At 36.9% G+C, this 17,042-nt stretch carries 16 protein-coding genes; 1 reads left to right on the forward strand and 15 read right to left on the reverse strand.

From position 1 onward, the window contains the following. Positions 1-47: 47 nt before the first annotated feature. From KI375_RS24825 to KI375_RS24880, 12 genes are all read right to left on the reverse strand, one after another. Positions 48-1,313 (reverse strand): erythromycin esterase family protein, encoded by a 1,266-nt coding sequence (locus KI375_RS24825; RefSeq protein WP_212976061.1) that lies wholly within the window; start codon positions 1,311-1,313, stop codon positions 48-50. Between the two features lie 48 nt (positions 1,314-1,361). Continuing rightward, a complete protein-coding gene (locus KI375_RS24830; protein WP_212976062.1) occupies positions 1,362-2,270 on the reverse strand; it encodes a sensor histidine kinase in 909 nt (302 codons plus the stop codon). Positions 2,271-2,290: 20 nt separating this feature from the next. Beyond that, positions 2,291-3,040, reverse strand: coding sequence for an ABC transporter permease (locus KI375_RS24835; protein ID WP_207453791.1), 750 nt, complete (start codon positions 3,038-3,040; stop codon positions 2,291-2,293). Then, entirely contained in the window at positions 3,037-3,951 is a 915-nt protein-coding gene (locus tag KI375_RS24840; protein ID WP_212976063.1) for an ATP-binding cassette domain-containing protein, read from the reverse strand. Before KI375_RS24840 ends, KI375_RS24835 begins: the two co-directional genes overlap by 4 nt. Positions 3,952-4,219: 268 nt before the next feature. After that, positions 4,220-4,900, reverse strand: a complete 681-nt coding sequence (locus KI375_RS24845) for a response regulator transcription factor (protein WP_212976064.1) — start codon at positions 4,898-4,900, stop codon at positions 4,220-4,222. A gap of 175 nt (positions 4,901-5,075) precedes the next feature. Further along, positions 5,076-6,539 carry an ABC transporter ATP-binding protein gene (locus tag KI375_RS24850; RefSeq protein ID WP_212976065.1) on the reverse strand — a complete coding sequence of 488 codons (1,464 nt, stop codon included), beginning with the start codon at positions 6,537-6,539 and terminating at the stop codon, positions 5,076-5,078. A gap of 1 nt (position 6,540) precedes the next feature. Continuing rightward, on the reverse strand, positions 6,541-7,272 hold the full coding sequence (locus tag KI375_RS24855; protein ID WP_212976066.1) for an energy-coupling factor transporter transmembrane component T: 732 nt from the start codon (positions 7,270-7,272) through the stop codon (positions 6,541-6,543). A 1-nt stretch (position 7,273) separates the two neighbouring features. Next, positions 7,274-7,855: an MptD family putative ECF transporter S component gene (locus KI375_RS24860; protein WP_212976067.1), complete on the reverse strand. Its 582-nt coding sequence runs from the start codon at positions 7,853-7,855 to the stop codon at positions 7,274-7,276. Between the two features lie 25 nt (positions 7,856-7,880). After that, positions 7,881-9,620, reverse strand: a complete 1,740-nt coding sequence (locus KI375_RS24865) for an ABC transporter ATP-binding protein (protein ID WP_244853053.1) — start codon at positions 9,618-9,620, stop codon at positions 7,881-7,883. Then, positions 9,617-11,359, reverse strand: a complete 1,743-nt coding sequence (locus tag KI375_RS24870; RefSeq protein WP_212976068.1) for an ABC transporter ATP-binding protein — start codon at positions 11,357-11,359, stop codon at positions 9,617-9,619. The genes KI375_RS24865 and KI375_RS24870 overlap by 4 nt, the downstream gene beginning before the upstream one ends. A gap of 170 nt (positions 11,360-11,529) precedes the next feature. Beyond that, positions 11,530-12,501 (reverse strand): helix-turn-helix transcriptional regulator, encoded by a 972-nt coding sequence (locus KI375_RS24875; protein WP_212976069.1) that lies wholly within the window; start codon positions 12,499-12,501, stop codon positions 11,530-11,532. Between the two features lie 463 nt (positions 12,502-12,964). Next, complete coding sequence (locus KI375_RS24880) at positions 12,965-13,624, reverse strand: GntR family transcriptional regulator (protein WP_212976070.1); 660 nt, start codon at positions 13,622-13,624, stop codon at positions 12,965-12,967. An 88-nt stretch (positions 13,625-13,712) separates the two neighbouring features. On the opposite strand from KI375_RS24880, the gene KI375_RS24885 reads away from it, so the two are divergent. Continuing rightward, entirely contained in the window at positions 13,713-14,636 is a 924-nt protein-coding gene (locus KI375_RS24885; protein WP_374706908.1) for a DMT family transporter, read from the forward strand. Between the two features lie 61 nt (positions 14,637-14,697). Here KI375_RS24885 and KI375_RS24890 read toward each other — a convergent pair whose 3' ends face one another. Genes KI375_RS24890 through KI375_RS24900 form a run of 3 tightly spaced genes read right to left on the reverse strand, consistent with a single transcriptional unit; the run spans position 14,698 to position 16,519 of the window. Next, on the reverse strand, positions 14,698-15,309 hold the full coding sequence (locus KI375_RS24890) for an ABC-2 transporter permease (RefSeq protein WP_212976072.1): 612 nt from the start codon (positions 15,307-15,309) through the stop codon (positions 14,698-14,700). Beyond that, positions 15,302-16,171, reverse strand: coding sequence for an ABC transporter ATP-binding protein (locus KI375_RS24895; protein ID WP_212976073.1), 870 nt, complete (start codon positions 16,169-16,171; stop codon positions 15,302-15,304). Before KI375_RS24895 ends, KI375_RS24890 begins: the two co-directional genes overlap by 8 nt. Positions 16,172-16,225: 54 nt before the next feature. Then, positions 16,226-16,519, reverse strand: a complete 294-nt coding sequence (locus KI375_RS24900) for a YfzA family protein (RefSeq protein ID WP_212976074.1) — start codon at positions 16,517-16,519, stop codon at positions 16,226-16,228. Between the last annotated feature and the right edge of the window lie 523 nt (positions 16,520-17,042).

Here is a 17,042-nt window from a genome sequence, read left to right on the forward strand (position 1 = left end):
TGTCCGGCGGGAGAAAACCGATCCTCATTTGCAGTACCTCTAATGGTTTATTCAATTACAGTAGTCGGTGTTGCTTCTTTAATAAGAATAAGCCCATCATATGAATCTTTTGGGATCATATCAATCGTGTAGAACATTTTTAGCAACTTGTGCCAAGAGCGGAAATCATCACCGATATTCACCATTTTTTGCTCGTTACTTATAATATCCGCTAATTTCTCTGATTCGCTAGCTTTTTCAAATCCAACATAAAATATATTTGGCTCTACTTCACGAAAGGCATCCACTAAATCATTATGATTCTTTATGGTATGAGTCTGTCTTTCATCAGCTCCACGGTTTATGGCCTGGAATTCGCTGTTCATTAAGTCAGTACCAATTGCAAAATACTCGGATCCATATAGTTCGTCTACATAATTTCCCATTGATTTATAACCGGCTAATGATGCAGATGTTTTTTCAATATGTCCATTATGAGCGGAAACAAACACTTTGTCATGCCCATGTGCTTCTTCAAATTCCACGATCCATTGTAAATTATCTGCTAAAAATTGATCACGAAGCTCCGCATAATTTCCTTCGTCTAAAAATAGCTGTGTGCGCTGCTCCATCATTTGAGCATGCTGTAAAGCGAAGGCAAAGGCATCCTGAGAAGATTGTTCCACATATGTCTCCTCGTTTGCTTGCAAATCTGACATGATATTATCAATGGTATGATTTATTTCCTCCAACTGCTTTGTTGTTAATTCATGCATTGTATCATTTGAAACGTGCTCCAGTTGATCTTCATACTTTTTATTTGCATCGATATTCACGGCCTCATAATAGTCAAGCACTGCTTTTTTATTGTAGTCATAACGCTGCATATCATTACCATAAAAATAAACCTTCTCATTCTCGCTCGCCGCAGTATTATAATCATGCAACCATTGAACAAGATCAACCATTTGCTTCGTATTATAAATACCATAATCGAGCATTTCTACTGCTTCTTCAGCTGTACCCTCTCCATTTAAAATGAATTGGTTGATTTGCTGCCCGCCTCCAAAATCACCTTCCAAGACAAATACGCGGACATTTTCATTTTCAATTAATGCTGCAAATACATCTTTTTTTAACTCTTGTAATTCGATATTCCCATGTGTCGCTTCTCCTAAGCCAATGACTTTTACATCATCAGGGATATCGATTTCTTCAATGTTTGAAATATATTGACTAGCTTCGTCAATTGCCTTGCCACTCCCACAACCTGATAATAAAATAGCAAGAAAAAAGGCTGCATATAATAAAGTATATTCCTTTAAAAAAAGCATTTTATATCCACTCCATAAATTGTCCGGGAAGGTCTACCAGCGTCTCCGCTAATTCCATCTCTTAAAAAATACATCAATCCTAAATTCGTCTTCATATACTTCGGCAACGACCTTACCATTCTGTTTACTGATCAGCTGTTGAACAATATGCAGGCCTAAGCCATGCTGTCCACCCGTTCTACTTCTATCCATGCTATATGTTCGGTCAAAAATCCGTTCTAGTTCGCTCTGATCAAATGTCTCAATATCATTTGCTGCTCGTAATCGAATGTATTCCTCTTCTTCAATCAAATTAATCGTGAAATAGCTTTTAGCATATCGCAACGCATTTTGAATAATATTGGTAATAATTCGGTTCGTTGCCTTCTTATCAGCCAAAATAGGCGATACGACTGCCTCATCTACCTTCACCTTTAATTGACTTTTTTCAAAATCTCCGTAGAACATTAGCATCGTTTCCACCACCGCTTGGTCCAAATATACTTGTTCCATATCCAATTGCTTGTCTGAGGATTCGATTTGCGAAAGCTCATAAAATACATCCACCATCATAGTAAGATTATTAATCTTTTTTTGAATAATCTCCAAAAATTCCCTTTTTTCTGCTTCTGATAAAGATGGATCGGTTAATAATTCGGAGAAACCTTTAATAGAGGTTAAAGGTGTTCGCAAATCATGTGAGATATTCGTAATTTCTTGCTTCAGCTCTTTCTCCCTCTTTTGCGATTGTTGCTGATCTTGCTTAAATAAATGAATCAGCTGGTTGACCTTGGTAATAAAGCGGATTACGCCCTTACTATGCGTATTTGTTCGCACCAATTCATTCGTACCGAAATTCTCAATAATATTCGCTAATTGGTGTGTCATTCTTCTTAAATCCCATTGAAGATACAGCAACATCCCAACAGTAATCACTAGCAGAGATGCAAGAATAATAATCATCAACCAGCTGCCCATTGCTATTCACCCCTTCCTAATCAATCGATGTTTCGTTTAGCGAACCTTCTCGCTCCTATTAATAAAGCAATCACCGCAAGCACGATACCAGTTATCCAGCAACGGTAATCAAAGGAAGTGGTTTGATTCATGAAGTCTGTTAAGTTTTCAGAAAGCAATGTGCTTGGCATATATTGATACAGTTCATTTAGCCACGGAATAGGACGAAGAAGCAGTCGAAACAGGTCACCAGACAAAGTGAAAAGAAGAATAATAGCTATAATCGTATAGACATCAGCAAATTTCAACATCTTCAATGTATGCATGAGGACAAAGCCTCCCATAACTAGTGGCAGCATATTGCTACTTGCAAGAAAAAAATGACTAAGTACTTGACTCTCATGATCAAAAAGGGTTTCTCCAAGTCCAATGACTAAGAATATTCCAATGATACATACCAATAGGAAATAAACTGAGGTCAACATAAGCTTACTCCAAAAGATCGTACTTCGAGAGATACCAAAGGACACTGCTTGTTTAATAATGATAGTATCCTTTCCAGTTAGAGTGGCGTTATAAAGAAAGCTTACAAGAACAATTTGTGTCCCACTGCTAATCACATTAGTGTAAAAGAAGCTACTCGTTCCGTATGGAAAATCGTTTGTATAATGCAACATATAATATAAAACAAATGCCGCAGCAGCAATTAAAAGAAAACAGATGACACTTGTTAAATAGAGACTTTTTTTACGTAATAATCGATAGTTTTCACTCTTGATATAGTTGATCATTGCTTATCCCCCTCCACTAATCCTAAGAAGTATTCCTCTAAATTTAGAGCTTCGATCCTCGATTCTATCACCGATACGTCATTATCAATCAAGAGTCGATTAATTTCGCCGCTCTTATCAACATAATTTTGGATCGTGATGATCTGATTAGGTAGGGTTTTGTATACAATATCGGCATAAGTTCTTTCTAATAATTGTGCTACCTTAGCCGTATCGTCCACTTTAAGCTGGATTTGTTTCTTGCTTTTGCCATCTAATTCTTCTTTACTTACATCCTCGACAATCTCTCCGTCTTTGATAAAAACAAATCGTGTTGCCAGCAGCTGCAATTCTGTTAAAATATGACTGGAAACCAAAATGGTTATTTGTTTTTCTTGATTGAGCTTCAGCAACAGCCTACGCATTTCCCTAATTCCCTCTGCATCTAAACCATTGGTTGGCTCATCAAGTACTAAGCAGTCTGGATTGCTTAACAGAGAAAGAGCAATCCCTAATCGCTGTTTCATTCCCATTGAATATTCTCGAAATCGTTTTTTCTTTTGCTTTGCCAACCCGACAATTTGCAACACTTCCTGTATGCGTTTCTTTTCCACAACACCGCGCTGAATTCGAAAGTATTCTAAGTTTTGCCTGGCTGTAAAGTCCGGGAAAAAGGCCGGCGTTTCAATCATAAATCCCATTCTTTTTTTAGCATCCGCCAAACCGCTTCCTGAAGCACCAAATAAATGAATATCCCCTGCAGTTGCCATTATTTGCCCTGCTAACATTTTGAAGATGGTTGATTTACCAGCTCCATTTTTACCAATTAAGGCACAGATTTCTCCTTTTTCCACTAAGAAATCAAGCGGCTTAATTACTTCCTCATTCTTAAATGCCTTCGTCAATTGATATGTTTGAATAATAGCGTCCATCTTGCCCGACTCCTTCGCTAAATTTTCTTGATATTCTTAGTTTAGCTTAGGTGTCTTTAATATCCTTTAAGCAAAACATAAAGAAATCATAAAGTGACTTCAATCAGTGGACCCTCACTGATTTCGTTCAAAGGCTAAATTCACGACGTCCTGCAGGCGTGTCGCCGCCTTCAACGACTTTCTTAGTGTTTATTCTCAAACAAAGCAGCAAGTGGATTTATTCATTTCAAGCCTTATTGGACGGCTTCGTTCATGCGGGATAAAGATGTTAAATAAGCATAAAACCGACTCCCCAAACGGTTTTAATATATTCATCCGGCGTGATTTCGGCTATTTTTTTGCGCAGGTTGGAGATATGTACACTAATGGTATTATCATCCCCTACATACGTACCCTTCCAAATTTTTTCATAAATCTCCCGCTTGGAAAAAGCTCGCTCAGGATGGCTTACTAATAGGTACAAGATATCAAACTCAGCATTTGTCAGCTGTAACGCTTTGTCTGCTAACGTTACTGAAAAATTATCTGGATTGATCTTCACACCTCGCCATTGCCTTTCTGTCGTTTGTCGCGGCTGAGTTCCTGATTTTCGTAATTGTACCTCGACACGAGCTTCTACCTCTTTTTGATTAAAGGGCTTGGTTATATAATCGTCTGCTCCCATTTTCAAAACTTGTACCTTGTCCTCTATATCAATCTTGGCTGAAATCACAATAATCGGGATCGAACTCTCTTCCCTAACCTGCTTTATAAATTCTTCCCCACTTACACCTGGCAGCATCAAATCTAATAAAATTAAATCGAAAGTATTGTTTTTCAGCTGCAACAGCCCTTCTGTGCCAGAATAAGCCGCAATCGCAGTCATTCCTGATTTTGTTAAAATCACATGCAACAGCTTACTAATTTCTTGATCATCTTCAATAATTAAAATGCTTTTCTCTTCGTTCACATTTATCACCCGTTTTTCGTCGGTATATTCTTATATGATTATAACCAAATTTCTTATCGTATTGACAGCAGCGAAAATAAGGAATTAGAAAAAAGATTAGAGCGCATCTCTCTAATCTTCTAATCATACTGATTGGAAACGACAACAAGCAATGAACAAACTTACATAATGCCTACTATGAACTAATCCGCGTTCTTACAAATTTCGTACAAGGTAAAATAAAATCAACCAATTGAAAAATAACCTCTATATCGTGCGTAACAATAAAAATAAGATTGTCTGGTGAAGATAAAGCCTTTATTTCTGTACAAAACTGTTCTAATGATTTTCGATCCAAACCAGATGTTGGCTCATCAAATACAATAATCCGTTTATTGGAAAGAAGTGCAGAAGCGACTGCCACCCGCTGTTTCTCTCCTCCTGAAAGTGAGGCAGGATGACGAGTTTCTAAAGACGCCAGCCCCAATTTTGCCAAGATATCCTGTGCTTGCTGTTTGGAAGCATCCGTACCTAATAGGACTTCATTGATTAACGTATTAGAGAACAATTGTTGATTAACATCCTGCATGACCATAAATCCACGTTCATTCAATAATTTTTTATTTAAAACTGTTTGATTCTCTTGAATGGTTCCCTGATAGCTCATAAAACCTAACAGGGTATTAATAAAGGTCGTTTTGCCAGCTCCATTTTCACCTACAATGCCGATGATGCTGCCACCGTGGAAGGTAAGCTTTGGAAGTTGAAAAACCGGAGTATCGTGATAAGCTACGGACAAGTTCTCTAAAACAAGCTCTAATCTCTCTTTTGTTTCGTATGTTTTACCACTTAGCCTGGCTAATTCCCAGCTTTTTCCTTCTGTAAGGGTATGTAATTTTTCAAACGAAGCTGTTACATTCATACTTCGCAATCCCATTTTGGAAAGAGTTTGTTCACTTTTGCTGTAAAGTTCTTCAAAGGAGTAGGTTTCTTGGTATTTCCCCGATTGTAGATACACGAATCGATCTGCCAAATCTTTGAGCCAATACAACCGATGTTCTGACAAAACGATCGTAAAACCGGAGGCTTTCAAATTTTGCAATATAGCTTTAAGCTTTTCAATCGATTCATGATCCAAATTGGCGGTCGGTTCATCCAGAAGCAGAATTTTAGGATGCATGGAAATAATCGACCCACAGGCAATTCGTTGTTTTTCTCCACCAGATAACGCAAAAATGCTTCTATTTACTATATTAGTGAGATTTAAATCGGATATCGTCTGTTCCACTCTTTTTAAAATTTCATCGCGATCCAAATTCAAATTTTCACAACCAAAGATAAGCTCATTGGATGTATCAAGATTAAAAAATTGGGACTTGGGGTTTTGGAAAACAGTCCCAACATCCATAGCAATTTCACTGACAGTTTGATCTTTGATCGATTCACCAAAGTGTTTTATCACTCCACTTAAGGTCAAGGTATCATAAAACTCCGGAATGAGTCCATTGATGACACGTGTAATCGTTGTTTTCCCGCAGCCGCTTTCTCCGCATAATACGACACATTCACCCTCTTCAACATATAATGAAAAGTTGTCGATAATCGGAGTTGGTTCGACAGCTGAAGTAACCGTAATATTCTCCAGTTCTAATGCATTCATTCTAGACTCCCCCTTTGAAAAACACGATGACAAACACGGCTACAATTAGTAGCAAAAAATCGATAAGATGCAGTTGAAACTTTACAATCGTAGTTCGTTTCCGCCCTACATCCAACCCCCGCGTCATCGCAGCAGCTGAAAGTTCCTCCATTACTTTCCCTGAAGAAATCAGCATTGGTACGACCAGCCTTTCAATGGAGGCAACAGGATGTTTTATGAAATACACTGGACCAATGCGGATATTCCTGAAAACCAATGCTTTCCTGATATTTTGCAGATGTTCTCTCAGGGTTGGAATGAATCGCAGCATCACGACAAACGAAACAGCAAAAGCATCCGAAATCCGCAGCTTTTTAAAAACGGCAAGATATTCACTTGCTGTGGTCTTTTCTGCCAAAATATAGTACATCGCGATCGTTGGCAAGAATACTCTGATTACGTTGAATATCACAAACAGAAAAGCAAATAATTGCCCAGTATCTGTTATGTTCGCAAACTCCTCCAACAACAGCGTACCAAAAAATACCAATGTGAATTTATAAAACCAGCCCCATGCCTTCGCATTCAATAAAAACAAAGCGGACATGGCTCCTATGATACATTGTCCAGCCAGCGATCCGCTCTGAATCATAACCACAGAAGAGATAATAAAAATGACAATTTTTGTGATTGGTGAAACATCGATAAATGCATCTTTTTTAAAGTATAGAACAGTCTTTATTGCCTCCGACATATTAGACAATACCAGCTTGTTCAAAATGTTTCTTATTCAGCTTTTGACCAAGCATTGCCCCTATTAGTCCACCGACAATTGCTAAAACTACTAAGACGATAAGAATCCAGTCTGGTGTCAGAGCTGAAATCCGATCTACATAGTCCTCTCCATAATAATCCGCTGATGTCTGCATAAACTGATCTCTTGCAAAAATAAGCAGTGTAAATGGTCCTATAAGACTGATGTTAAAAATACTATAGGCTATTACATGTTTGACTTTAATATTCCCGCCTCTGTTTGCCAAAACCACTTCTGCTATGACACCGGCGATAACGGCAATTGCTAAAGGAATAAAAGAATACGATGACATAAACAGTCCGGATAAAATCGAGAGAATTAAGATCGCTCCTTTTTTCGGAACCTTGGAAATATATAGAATAAACACTGGTCCTAAAATAATCCCAGCAAGCAAAGGTATCATTAAATAGAGAATTGGATTAAAGCCAAATATCATCACAGCGGCAAGTAAAATCACGATATACATTGCCGCAAATGCTCCCGCAAAAATATAATCTTTTGTATTCATTTTCTTTTTCTTCATAACTACTCTCTCCTCTAACTGTTCGTTAACGATGTGATACCTCATTTACTTTACCGTACAAAATAGAATAAAGTCCCTTTTGCTCCACCAATTCATCATGCTTCCCTTCTTCCACTACTTCCCCGTGATCAATAACTAAAATGTGATCTGCCGCCCGGATTGTATTTAAACGATGCGCAATAACTAATAAGGTTTTGTCTCTGACCAATTCAGAAATGGCCTGCTGGATATAATATTCATTATCCGCATCAATGCTGGCAGTGGCTTCATCTAAAATAACAATGGGCGCGTCTTTCAATATACATCTCGCAATGGATATTCGCTGTCTCTGTCCGCCAGATAAGCTTTCTCCGCCTTCTCCAATTACTGTTTCGAAACCCTGTGGAAGTTCTTCAATGAATTCATAGCACCTAGCTTTTTTAGCGGCTTCCATTACTTCCTCTTCCGTTGCATTTGGATTTCCTAATTTAATATTATTGTAGATTGTATCCTGAAACAGGTACGTTGTTTGAAATACCATGCTAATCGATGACATTAATGTTTCTAGGGACATTTCCTTTATATCCACTCCACGAACTTTGATATTTCCTCCATTAATATCCCAAAATCTAGCTACTAGATTAGCAATGGTGGTTTTCCCAGAGCCTGAAGGACCAACCAACGCCGTCATGGTATTTGGATACAAAGTAAAGCTAACATCCTGTAAAACCAATTTTTCCTCATAGCCGAATGAAACATTTTCAAATGCAACTTCTTCCTTCTTATTTGCCAGAGGCGGTAATCCTTGCGTTCCCGCATCGCTCAATTCTTTCACCTCAAATAATTCGTTCACTCTGTCCAGACAGCTATTCATAATCCCTAGTACAGCAACTTCCCCGGATAAGGCTTTTAATGGTGTGAAAAAGCTAGTTGCAAAAAGCAGTAAGGCAATCAAGTATTCTGTCGTCATTTCTCCGGTACGATGAAGCGTTAATCCAAGAATAAAAATAAGCGAGGTTGAACCTGCTAATAACAAGTAAATTTTCCTTATCCAGCGGGTAACCTTTTCCTCCAGTTCGATGGCTTTATTCTTGCTTTCTTTAAATTGATTTCGTAGACCTGCAGCCCCTTCCCCCAGCTTATTAAAGCTCTTCATCACAGCGAGTCCCTCTATAAATCCCAACACTTCATCAGTTAGCTGTTCACTTTGATTCTGTCTTTTTACCCCTTCGGCGATCGTTTCTTTAGCTAACTTCTCAATAAAGAAGTAATATAGTAGAAGTGTTACAAAAGCAACCAAACCTAAACGATAATCTAAAATAAAGATAAAAATCGTTAAAATCAGCGTACTAAGCATATAATTAAAGGTATTCGCAATCTTCCCCATAACATTTTCTTCTACAAACAGCATATCCGTGCTTAAAACAGAACTAATTTTCCCAATATTCCCTTCTGTATAATATCCCATGGGTATCTTTCTAAATCGGTCAGCTAGTGTAATACGAAGCTTCGCAAAGATTTTATAGCCTGCATCACTTTGAAGTCTGTCGTTCATATAGTGAAACAACATTTGCAGCGATGCAGCCAGCAATAAAGCGAAAAATAGAAGAAGACTATCTGTCGCCGTCATTTCTCCATTCATTAATGCGACAATGGCAAAAAAGGCAAATAACAAAGGAAGCTTTTGGAATATGGATTCAAATACAGAAAATAAAAAAGCTATCATGATGCGGTTTTTATATTTTCCGGATAAATCTAGTACTCTTTTTACTAATTGAAAAATCACCCAGTTTCACTTCCTTTCGGCTGCCAGTTTTCACTTTTTATCGAAGAATCCCATAGTTTTTGATAAATGCTGCTTTGTTCTAAAAGGTCATGATGCGTTCCAGCAGATTCTATATTTCCTCTTTCCAGAACATAAATTTTTTCTGAATCCATAATATTCTTTAATCGATGAGCAATGGTGATCATTGTCCTTTGCTTTGATAGCTCCTTAAGTGCCTTGCTGATTATTTTTTCATTCTCCGCATCAATATAAGCCATTGCTTCATCCAACAGGATAATCGGTGCATCCTTCAGCAATGCTCTGGCAATACAAATTCTTTGTCTTTCTCCTCCAGAAAGCTTATCCCCTCTCGTCCCGACAATAGTATGTATTCCTTCGGAGAGATTTTCAAAAATAGGCAGACATTGCGCTCTTTCAGCAGCCTTCATCACTTCTTCCTCTGTTGCCTGCGGATTACCGATTCGAATATTTTCAAGAATGGACTGATTGAATAAATAAACATCCTGGGATACATAGGAAACCAGCTTCCCAAGCTCTTCCAAACTCAGCCCTCGTATATCCTGGCACCCAATCCTGATACTGCCCTGACCGACATCATAATAATGTACAAGCAGTTTTGCCAATGTACTTTTCCCACTGCCAGATTCGCCTACTAAGGCTGTTGTCTCCCCTTCTTTTGCTGTCAAAGTTAGATGGTTAACGACTGCTTCATCTTCATAGGAGAAAGAAATATCTTCAAAGGTGACATCAAAGTTCTTGCCAGTAAACGTTTCTTCACCTGTTTGTAGAGGTTCTGTATCCATTACCCCCTCTAAACCTTCGATTTTATAATTGATCTGCATCAATGCCGGGATAAAAGAAATCAAACGCAGTAAAGGGATCCCCAAACTTGATGCCAAACAAAAAATAAGAACGAGTCGAGAGAGCTCCGCATTTTGTGAAAGAACCAGATAAGAACCTACTGGCAGCATCACCAATGCCGTAGCAGAGAACATAATCGTATATATCGACATAGATGGCCAACAGGCTCGATACCAAGCAAGGGTCTTATCCCTGTAATTCCATATACTCTCTTTAAATTTTCCAAAGTATTGTCCTTCTTGATTAAATATTTTGACTACTTCCATTCCATTGATGTACTCGATAATCGTATTGTTCATATGCTGACCGGCAGTATAATAGTCTGCCATATTACTTTTTCCCACTTTGAACATATAGAAAAAAGCAAATAGAGCAATGGGCATGGTAACTAAAGCAAGCAGACCTAATCGAATATCTATTACCAACATGCTGACAATGACAAAGATAGAAATCGTTAAATTGGCAATGCCTTCTGGAACAGCATGCGCCAATAAGGTTTCCATGCTTTCAATATCATCGACATACACCTTTTTCATCGTTCCTTTTCCCTTATCCTGCACATAGCCGATTGGCAGTTTTTCAAGCTTTTCCTGAAGTCGCATTCTTAATTTTTCCAGCACTTGAAACGCGAACACATGTGAATGACCTAATCCTTTGACATATAATATACTTTCCAAAAGTAATGCAATCGTAATCACACTTGCAATGATCACTAGATATGAAGCAGTAAACGCCTGATCATTGACCAATCTCGAAATAAGTAAATAGATCATAAAATAGGGAACGATACTGAATGCCACGCTTAATATACATTGAAAAATAGCAATATATATCTGCTTTTTATCGTGTTCTGCATAAAATAGTATTTTTTTAAACATGCATTTTCTCCCTCCTACATTAGTAGTGCATACATTTCTTATGTAAATTATCCACATATATTTTGTTCGACTTTACAATAATCGAGAATTATTCTCAATTCTATTCAGACACAAATATTCATATTAGACATAGATCTTAAGAAACTAAAAACAGACACATAAGCTAAATCTCATGTGCCTGTCCCATACTCTATTTTGGTAAATTTGTTTTTTCGGTATTGCGAGGGAGTGACCCTGTATATGTTTTTAAACGCTCGAGTAAAATTACTAGAGTTCTCATAGCCAGTATCCAAAGCAATGGTCATAATATTTTTATCAGAAAGCTCCAATAGCTCCGCAGCCTTTACCATCCTCATTTTAAGTAAATATTCATAAGGTGGATGATGATATAATTCCTTGAAACAGCTTTTGAAAACAGTTGGTGTTATTTCAAATTGATGGCAGAGCTGTTCAATCGTCATATGTTCCGCTAAATGTTCTTCCATATATTCTTTAATTGCTCTCGTTTTCTCTATATTGCATTTTGAAAAAAACTTATATAAATAGAGTTGATTTAGGTCTGCTTCCATTATCCACATTAAGAGCTCCACCGTTTTTAACCTGATCATGCCCATTTTTTCATAAACAAGAGACTCAAATAGCTCCTCACATATATGAATGGCTTCTTCAGATGATGGCAATTTAAAGAATATCTCCATGCTGCGTAATTTGGCAGATAATTGCTTCAGATTTAACCCAAATTGATTTTCAAATGTTTCTTTGATCGAATCTGGTATATATTCTGGAGTGATCAATAAATTAAATCCCCTATAATTATTAGTAAGAACCTTGCCATGATACGATTTTTTAGCATTTTGGATCACATAAATATCTCCTGGATCACAAAAGAAATAGCGATCTTTTTTTAATTCCATTTGCACAATCCCATGATGGCTATAAGAAAATTGAAAGTAATCAGTAACCTGATAGGCTCTCCCTTCCCACTCTAGCTTACTGCCAAATGAACAAAACATCATTTCCATCCCAGGATACAATTTAAAAAAAGTATATTTGAAGTTTGTATTTTTATCGAGATAAACCTTTCTATGCTCGTCTTCCTCAATAAGCTGCAAACCCCATTGTTTAAAATTCATTCCTTCCATTACTTTCCCCCTCTCCGCTAAATTTCCGTGAAATAGTTTCCTTAACGAAACTTATTTTCTTAATGGAAACTTTATGTAATTTATTACTAATTGTCAATAATATTGTGTGAAATCCCTCAATGAAGGGATCATGAACAATGGTATCGAAATAAATTAAGGATAGATTTTTATAAATCGTAATCATTACGATTATAATGCAAATAAAGATAATATTCAAAGGGGGGGAATGAAAAGTACAAAAACAAGAGATGGCTTGATTTAAAGTGGAACATCCCTTAGAGGATCATTGAGATGAAAAACAAACATGGAACAACTACGGTTATCCAAAATAATTAAAGGAGGGCTCTTAATTATTTTGGATAATTATGTAGAAAGATATTTTACATGCCAAAAATAGAAGTTACTAGGATGGCTTATCATGTCTTATTTCCCACAACTTCCACTGTGTAAGCTTGATATACAACTATTTTTCTTCTGATAACAGGTTGTTAAGACTATTCATCCAGTTATTTTTTATAAGTTCTCCAGCCTTCGAAAATGAACGATTTCTCATTTCTTCAATAATCATAGTATGTTCATTGATAGATTTTTGTTTTGGAATGACTTTATGAAAGTAGAAGGATTCAATTCTTACGATCTTATCTTTTAATTTGCTCAAAATCTTTTCTAGTTCTTTATTGTTAGACATTCGAACAAGCTGAGAATGAAATTCCATATCATATTTGAGACAGTTTTTCGGATTTCCTTTTTCAATTGCGTTTATATACTGATGATTGATCTTTTCTAACTGTTGCAATTGCGTGCTAGTGTAGTTAAGCAATGCCTCTTGGAATGCAAGTGTTTCTAGAGCAATCACGATGCTATAAATTTCTTTAGCTTCAACAGTGTTTATAGGGGCAACCATCGTGTAACTATTAGGCTTACTAACAATCAACTCTTCATCCTCCAACCTAAGCATAGCCTCTCTGACAGGAGTTCTACTGATACCTAGCTGTTCAGATAATTCCTTGTCCTTCACTCTCATTTCAGGCTTCAATTCACCTGATATAATGGCATTTTTAATCAATTCATATGCATGGTTACGCATCGATACCCGACTAATTTTGTGACTGCTTAATGTCATTTTCATCACCTATAAAAAAGTATTTACTTTCTTGTATATAATATGTAATATATCAATTATGAAGAATGAATTCAAGATGAGGGGGATCATTATGACTCAAAAAAAAATAAATATATTGCTTGTAATAACCATCATTTGTATTTCTTTAGCAGCCATTTTTGTGAAATTATCTGATGCACCATCAACCATTATGGCTATGTATCGGATGTTTTTAGGCTGCTTATTATTATCTCCCTTTTTTCTTAAATATAGAAAAACACTCAAGCAGATAAAAGGAAAAGAATGGTTTGCAATCATTTTTGCCGGTATATTTTTAGCTGCTCATTTTGGATTATGGTTTGAATCCCTAAATCATACGTCTGTAGCGAGCTCTACATTGATTTTAGCCCTACAACCAGCAATCGCATTAATTGGCGGGTTTATTTTTTTCAAAGAAAAAATACAGTTACGTACCCTTCTTACTTTGGGGGTAGCTTTGATTGGCGTTGCCATCGTCGGTGGAGGAAATCTGAGCTTAAATCAAGATGCGTTATTTGGTAATTTACTATCCTTACTTTCGGTCATATCTGTCGTTTTCTATTTATTAATTGGCCAAAGAAATGTTAAGTCCATCAACCATTGGGTTTACAGCTTTTTAGTCTTCTTTTTTGCAGGGATGACCCTAATCATGGTCAATCTAATTGGAAGCATACCTCTTACTGGTTACTCTGCTAATGATTGGGTGGTGTTTATTTTACTTGCCATTTTCCCTACAGGAGCCCATATCATTTATAATTTATTGTTGAATTATGTCAATACCACTACTATTTCCATGAGTACATTGGGAGAACCAATTGGTGCCTCATTACTAGCCATTGTACTTTTGAATGAAATGCTGACCATGATAGAAATGATTGGAGGAGCCCTAATCATTGTCGGAATTTATCTCTTTTTGAAGATGCAGAGTAGTCCAAACAAGGCTTTGACAGGTAACCAAAACCACTTGGATCCCATTAATAATGAAGGAACTTGAGGGAATCTATTTCTGACCTGATACTCCCACTACTTTAACTATAGGAGTATCAGGTATAGAATTAGAATGCTTTACGTTGATACATAAATTGACTAACCATCCAGGAAAGTAGATACAATACAATCGCAATAACCGCACCGCTACCATAGAGTGTAGCTGCCGATTGACTTGTAAGAAAATCAGTGATCGTTGTCAGATGTTCGGCTAAGAATCGAATGATTGGTGGTAGAATTACTGCGGAGAGTATAACCCCAATCAAAACCGCTGTTCCGATATAACCTGGCTTTAATATATAAAATAACGGAAAAACGAAGGCAGCAAAAACAAAGAACATCCCTGCGGCAATGGCAAAATCCCTCATCATATAGCTATAATTAAAGAAATAGAGAATAATACTAGCTAAACCAATCGATAAAATCATATACACAATCGCTCCGATATATTTTGCAGTCACAATCTCTTTTCGTGTATAGGGTAATGAATTAAGAAAAATATTTGATTCTACCTGCTCATCATAAATATACCCATTCATTGGGATATAAGAACTGGCTATGAAAAAAATGATAGCTGGGCTCATATGTCTGCCAAAAATCGCAAAGAAAATAAGGACTGGGATAAATAGAAATAATTGTGACTTTTGGATAATAAAATCTTTTTTTATCAAATTAAACATATTGAGGATTCGCTCCTTTCGCATAAAACATTATATCCTCTAATGTAGCTTCTTCAATCTCTACTTGATCTCCAAGTATTCTCCTAACTTTCCGTACATCATTCGTTAAAGCTTGAAATTCAGTAGAAGAACGCTCTAGCTTTATAAAGTTTTTTTCTATATCATGATTGATTAAATGAACACTTCCTTTAACTAAAGCATACCGATCCTGCACATCATCCATCGAATCATTGAATAGAATTTCCCCTTTTTGAATAAAAGTAATATAATCCGCAATTCGTTCTAAATCGCTCGTTATATGTGTGGAAAAAAATAGCGTTCGCTTTCCATTTTCCATGATATCTTGTAAGATATCTAGCAGTTCTCTCCGGAAAACCGGGTCTAGTCCGGCTGTCGGCTCATCCATCATAATAAACTCTGCATCATGGGATAAGGCCATAGCCAAAGAAGTTTTCATCTGCATCCCCTTTGAAAAAGTTTTAATTGCTTTATTTAACGGTAGCTCAAACTTCTTAATATAGTCATAAAATTGCTCGTTACGCCAATTTTTATAAGCGGGTGCAACAATGTGACGAAGATCTTTTAAGTTTAAATCTTTATAGAACACATTACTATCATAGACAAACCCCATGCGTTCTTTTATCTCTTTCTCATGATGGGCATAATCCAGTCCAAATACACTTATTTCCCCTGCATCTGCTTGTAAAAGATTCATCATCAACTTCATTGTTGTCGATTTTCCAGCTCCATTCGCACCAATAAAACCTGTAACACATCCTTGTTTTATTTGCAGATTGATATTTTCTAAGGAGAAATCTTTAAAACATTTGGTTACATTTTTAAATTCTACTATATTTTCCATCTATATCACTCCTCAATAATCCTTGGTTGACTTCATTGACTTACCACACACTGTTCATGATTTCCTTTTAAAAATAATCGAGAGGACATCTGCCAATACGTTTAAAAAAATCGCAATTAGGAAGACAAATGTAACAAAATTAAAAAACGGGTAGCTGTATAAGTGAAAGTACTCTGTAAATAATTTTGCGTTTAAGATGCGATTGTTTATATCTGTATCCCGAACATTTGGTTCCCAACCCGTTCCATCTAAAAGGTTAAAAATAATTTGCGCTACTATAAAAATACTTAGACCGATTAGTCTGTCCTTAAGTATTTTTCCGCGGATAGCCTCCGTTTCTTCTGACAAAAATTCTCTCCTCCACTCAATATTGTATATATACTATATTAACACTATATACATTATTAAAACATCTTTTCTTTCTCTTTTCAAGTGTCAATTTTTGAAAATAAGAGGCTGTCCAGAAAGTCAGTGAAAACTGAGCTTTTCTGTGACAGCCCTTCTTGTAAGCATGTAAAAGTTGGTGTGCGGTTTCCGGTTGCCTTCCGTTCCGGGGCACGCTTTCCGCTGGGCAAGGCTTGAGCTTCCTCAGTCGCCGCAAGCTTGCTCCTGTATTCCAACCGCCAGGGCTTCGTCGAATTCGAGAATTACTTCCTCGACGGAATGAAAATCGAAGCCAGTGCCACTTCGTCTTCAAGAAAAGCGGTCACTGACCATGACGAAAAACTGAAAGCCCAAGATCCATGGGACACTGGAAGAGAGCCATGAAATCGAGGAGAAGGAGGAGATGTAACGCAATCAGACGATAAAGGTGCGCAATCCAGTCTAATCGTATCCGCGAGACTGATTCCAATGTCAGACAAGCTGATAA

Source organism: Bacillus sp. J14TS2, assembly GCF_018333015.1.
Classification (GTDB): Bacteria; Bacillota; Bacilli; order Bacillales; family Bacillaceae_C; genus Lederbergia.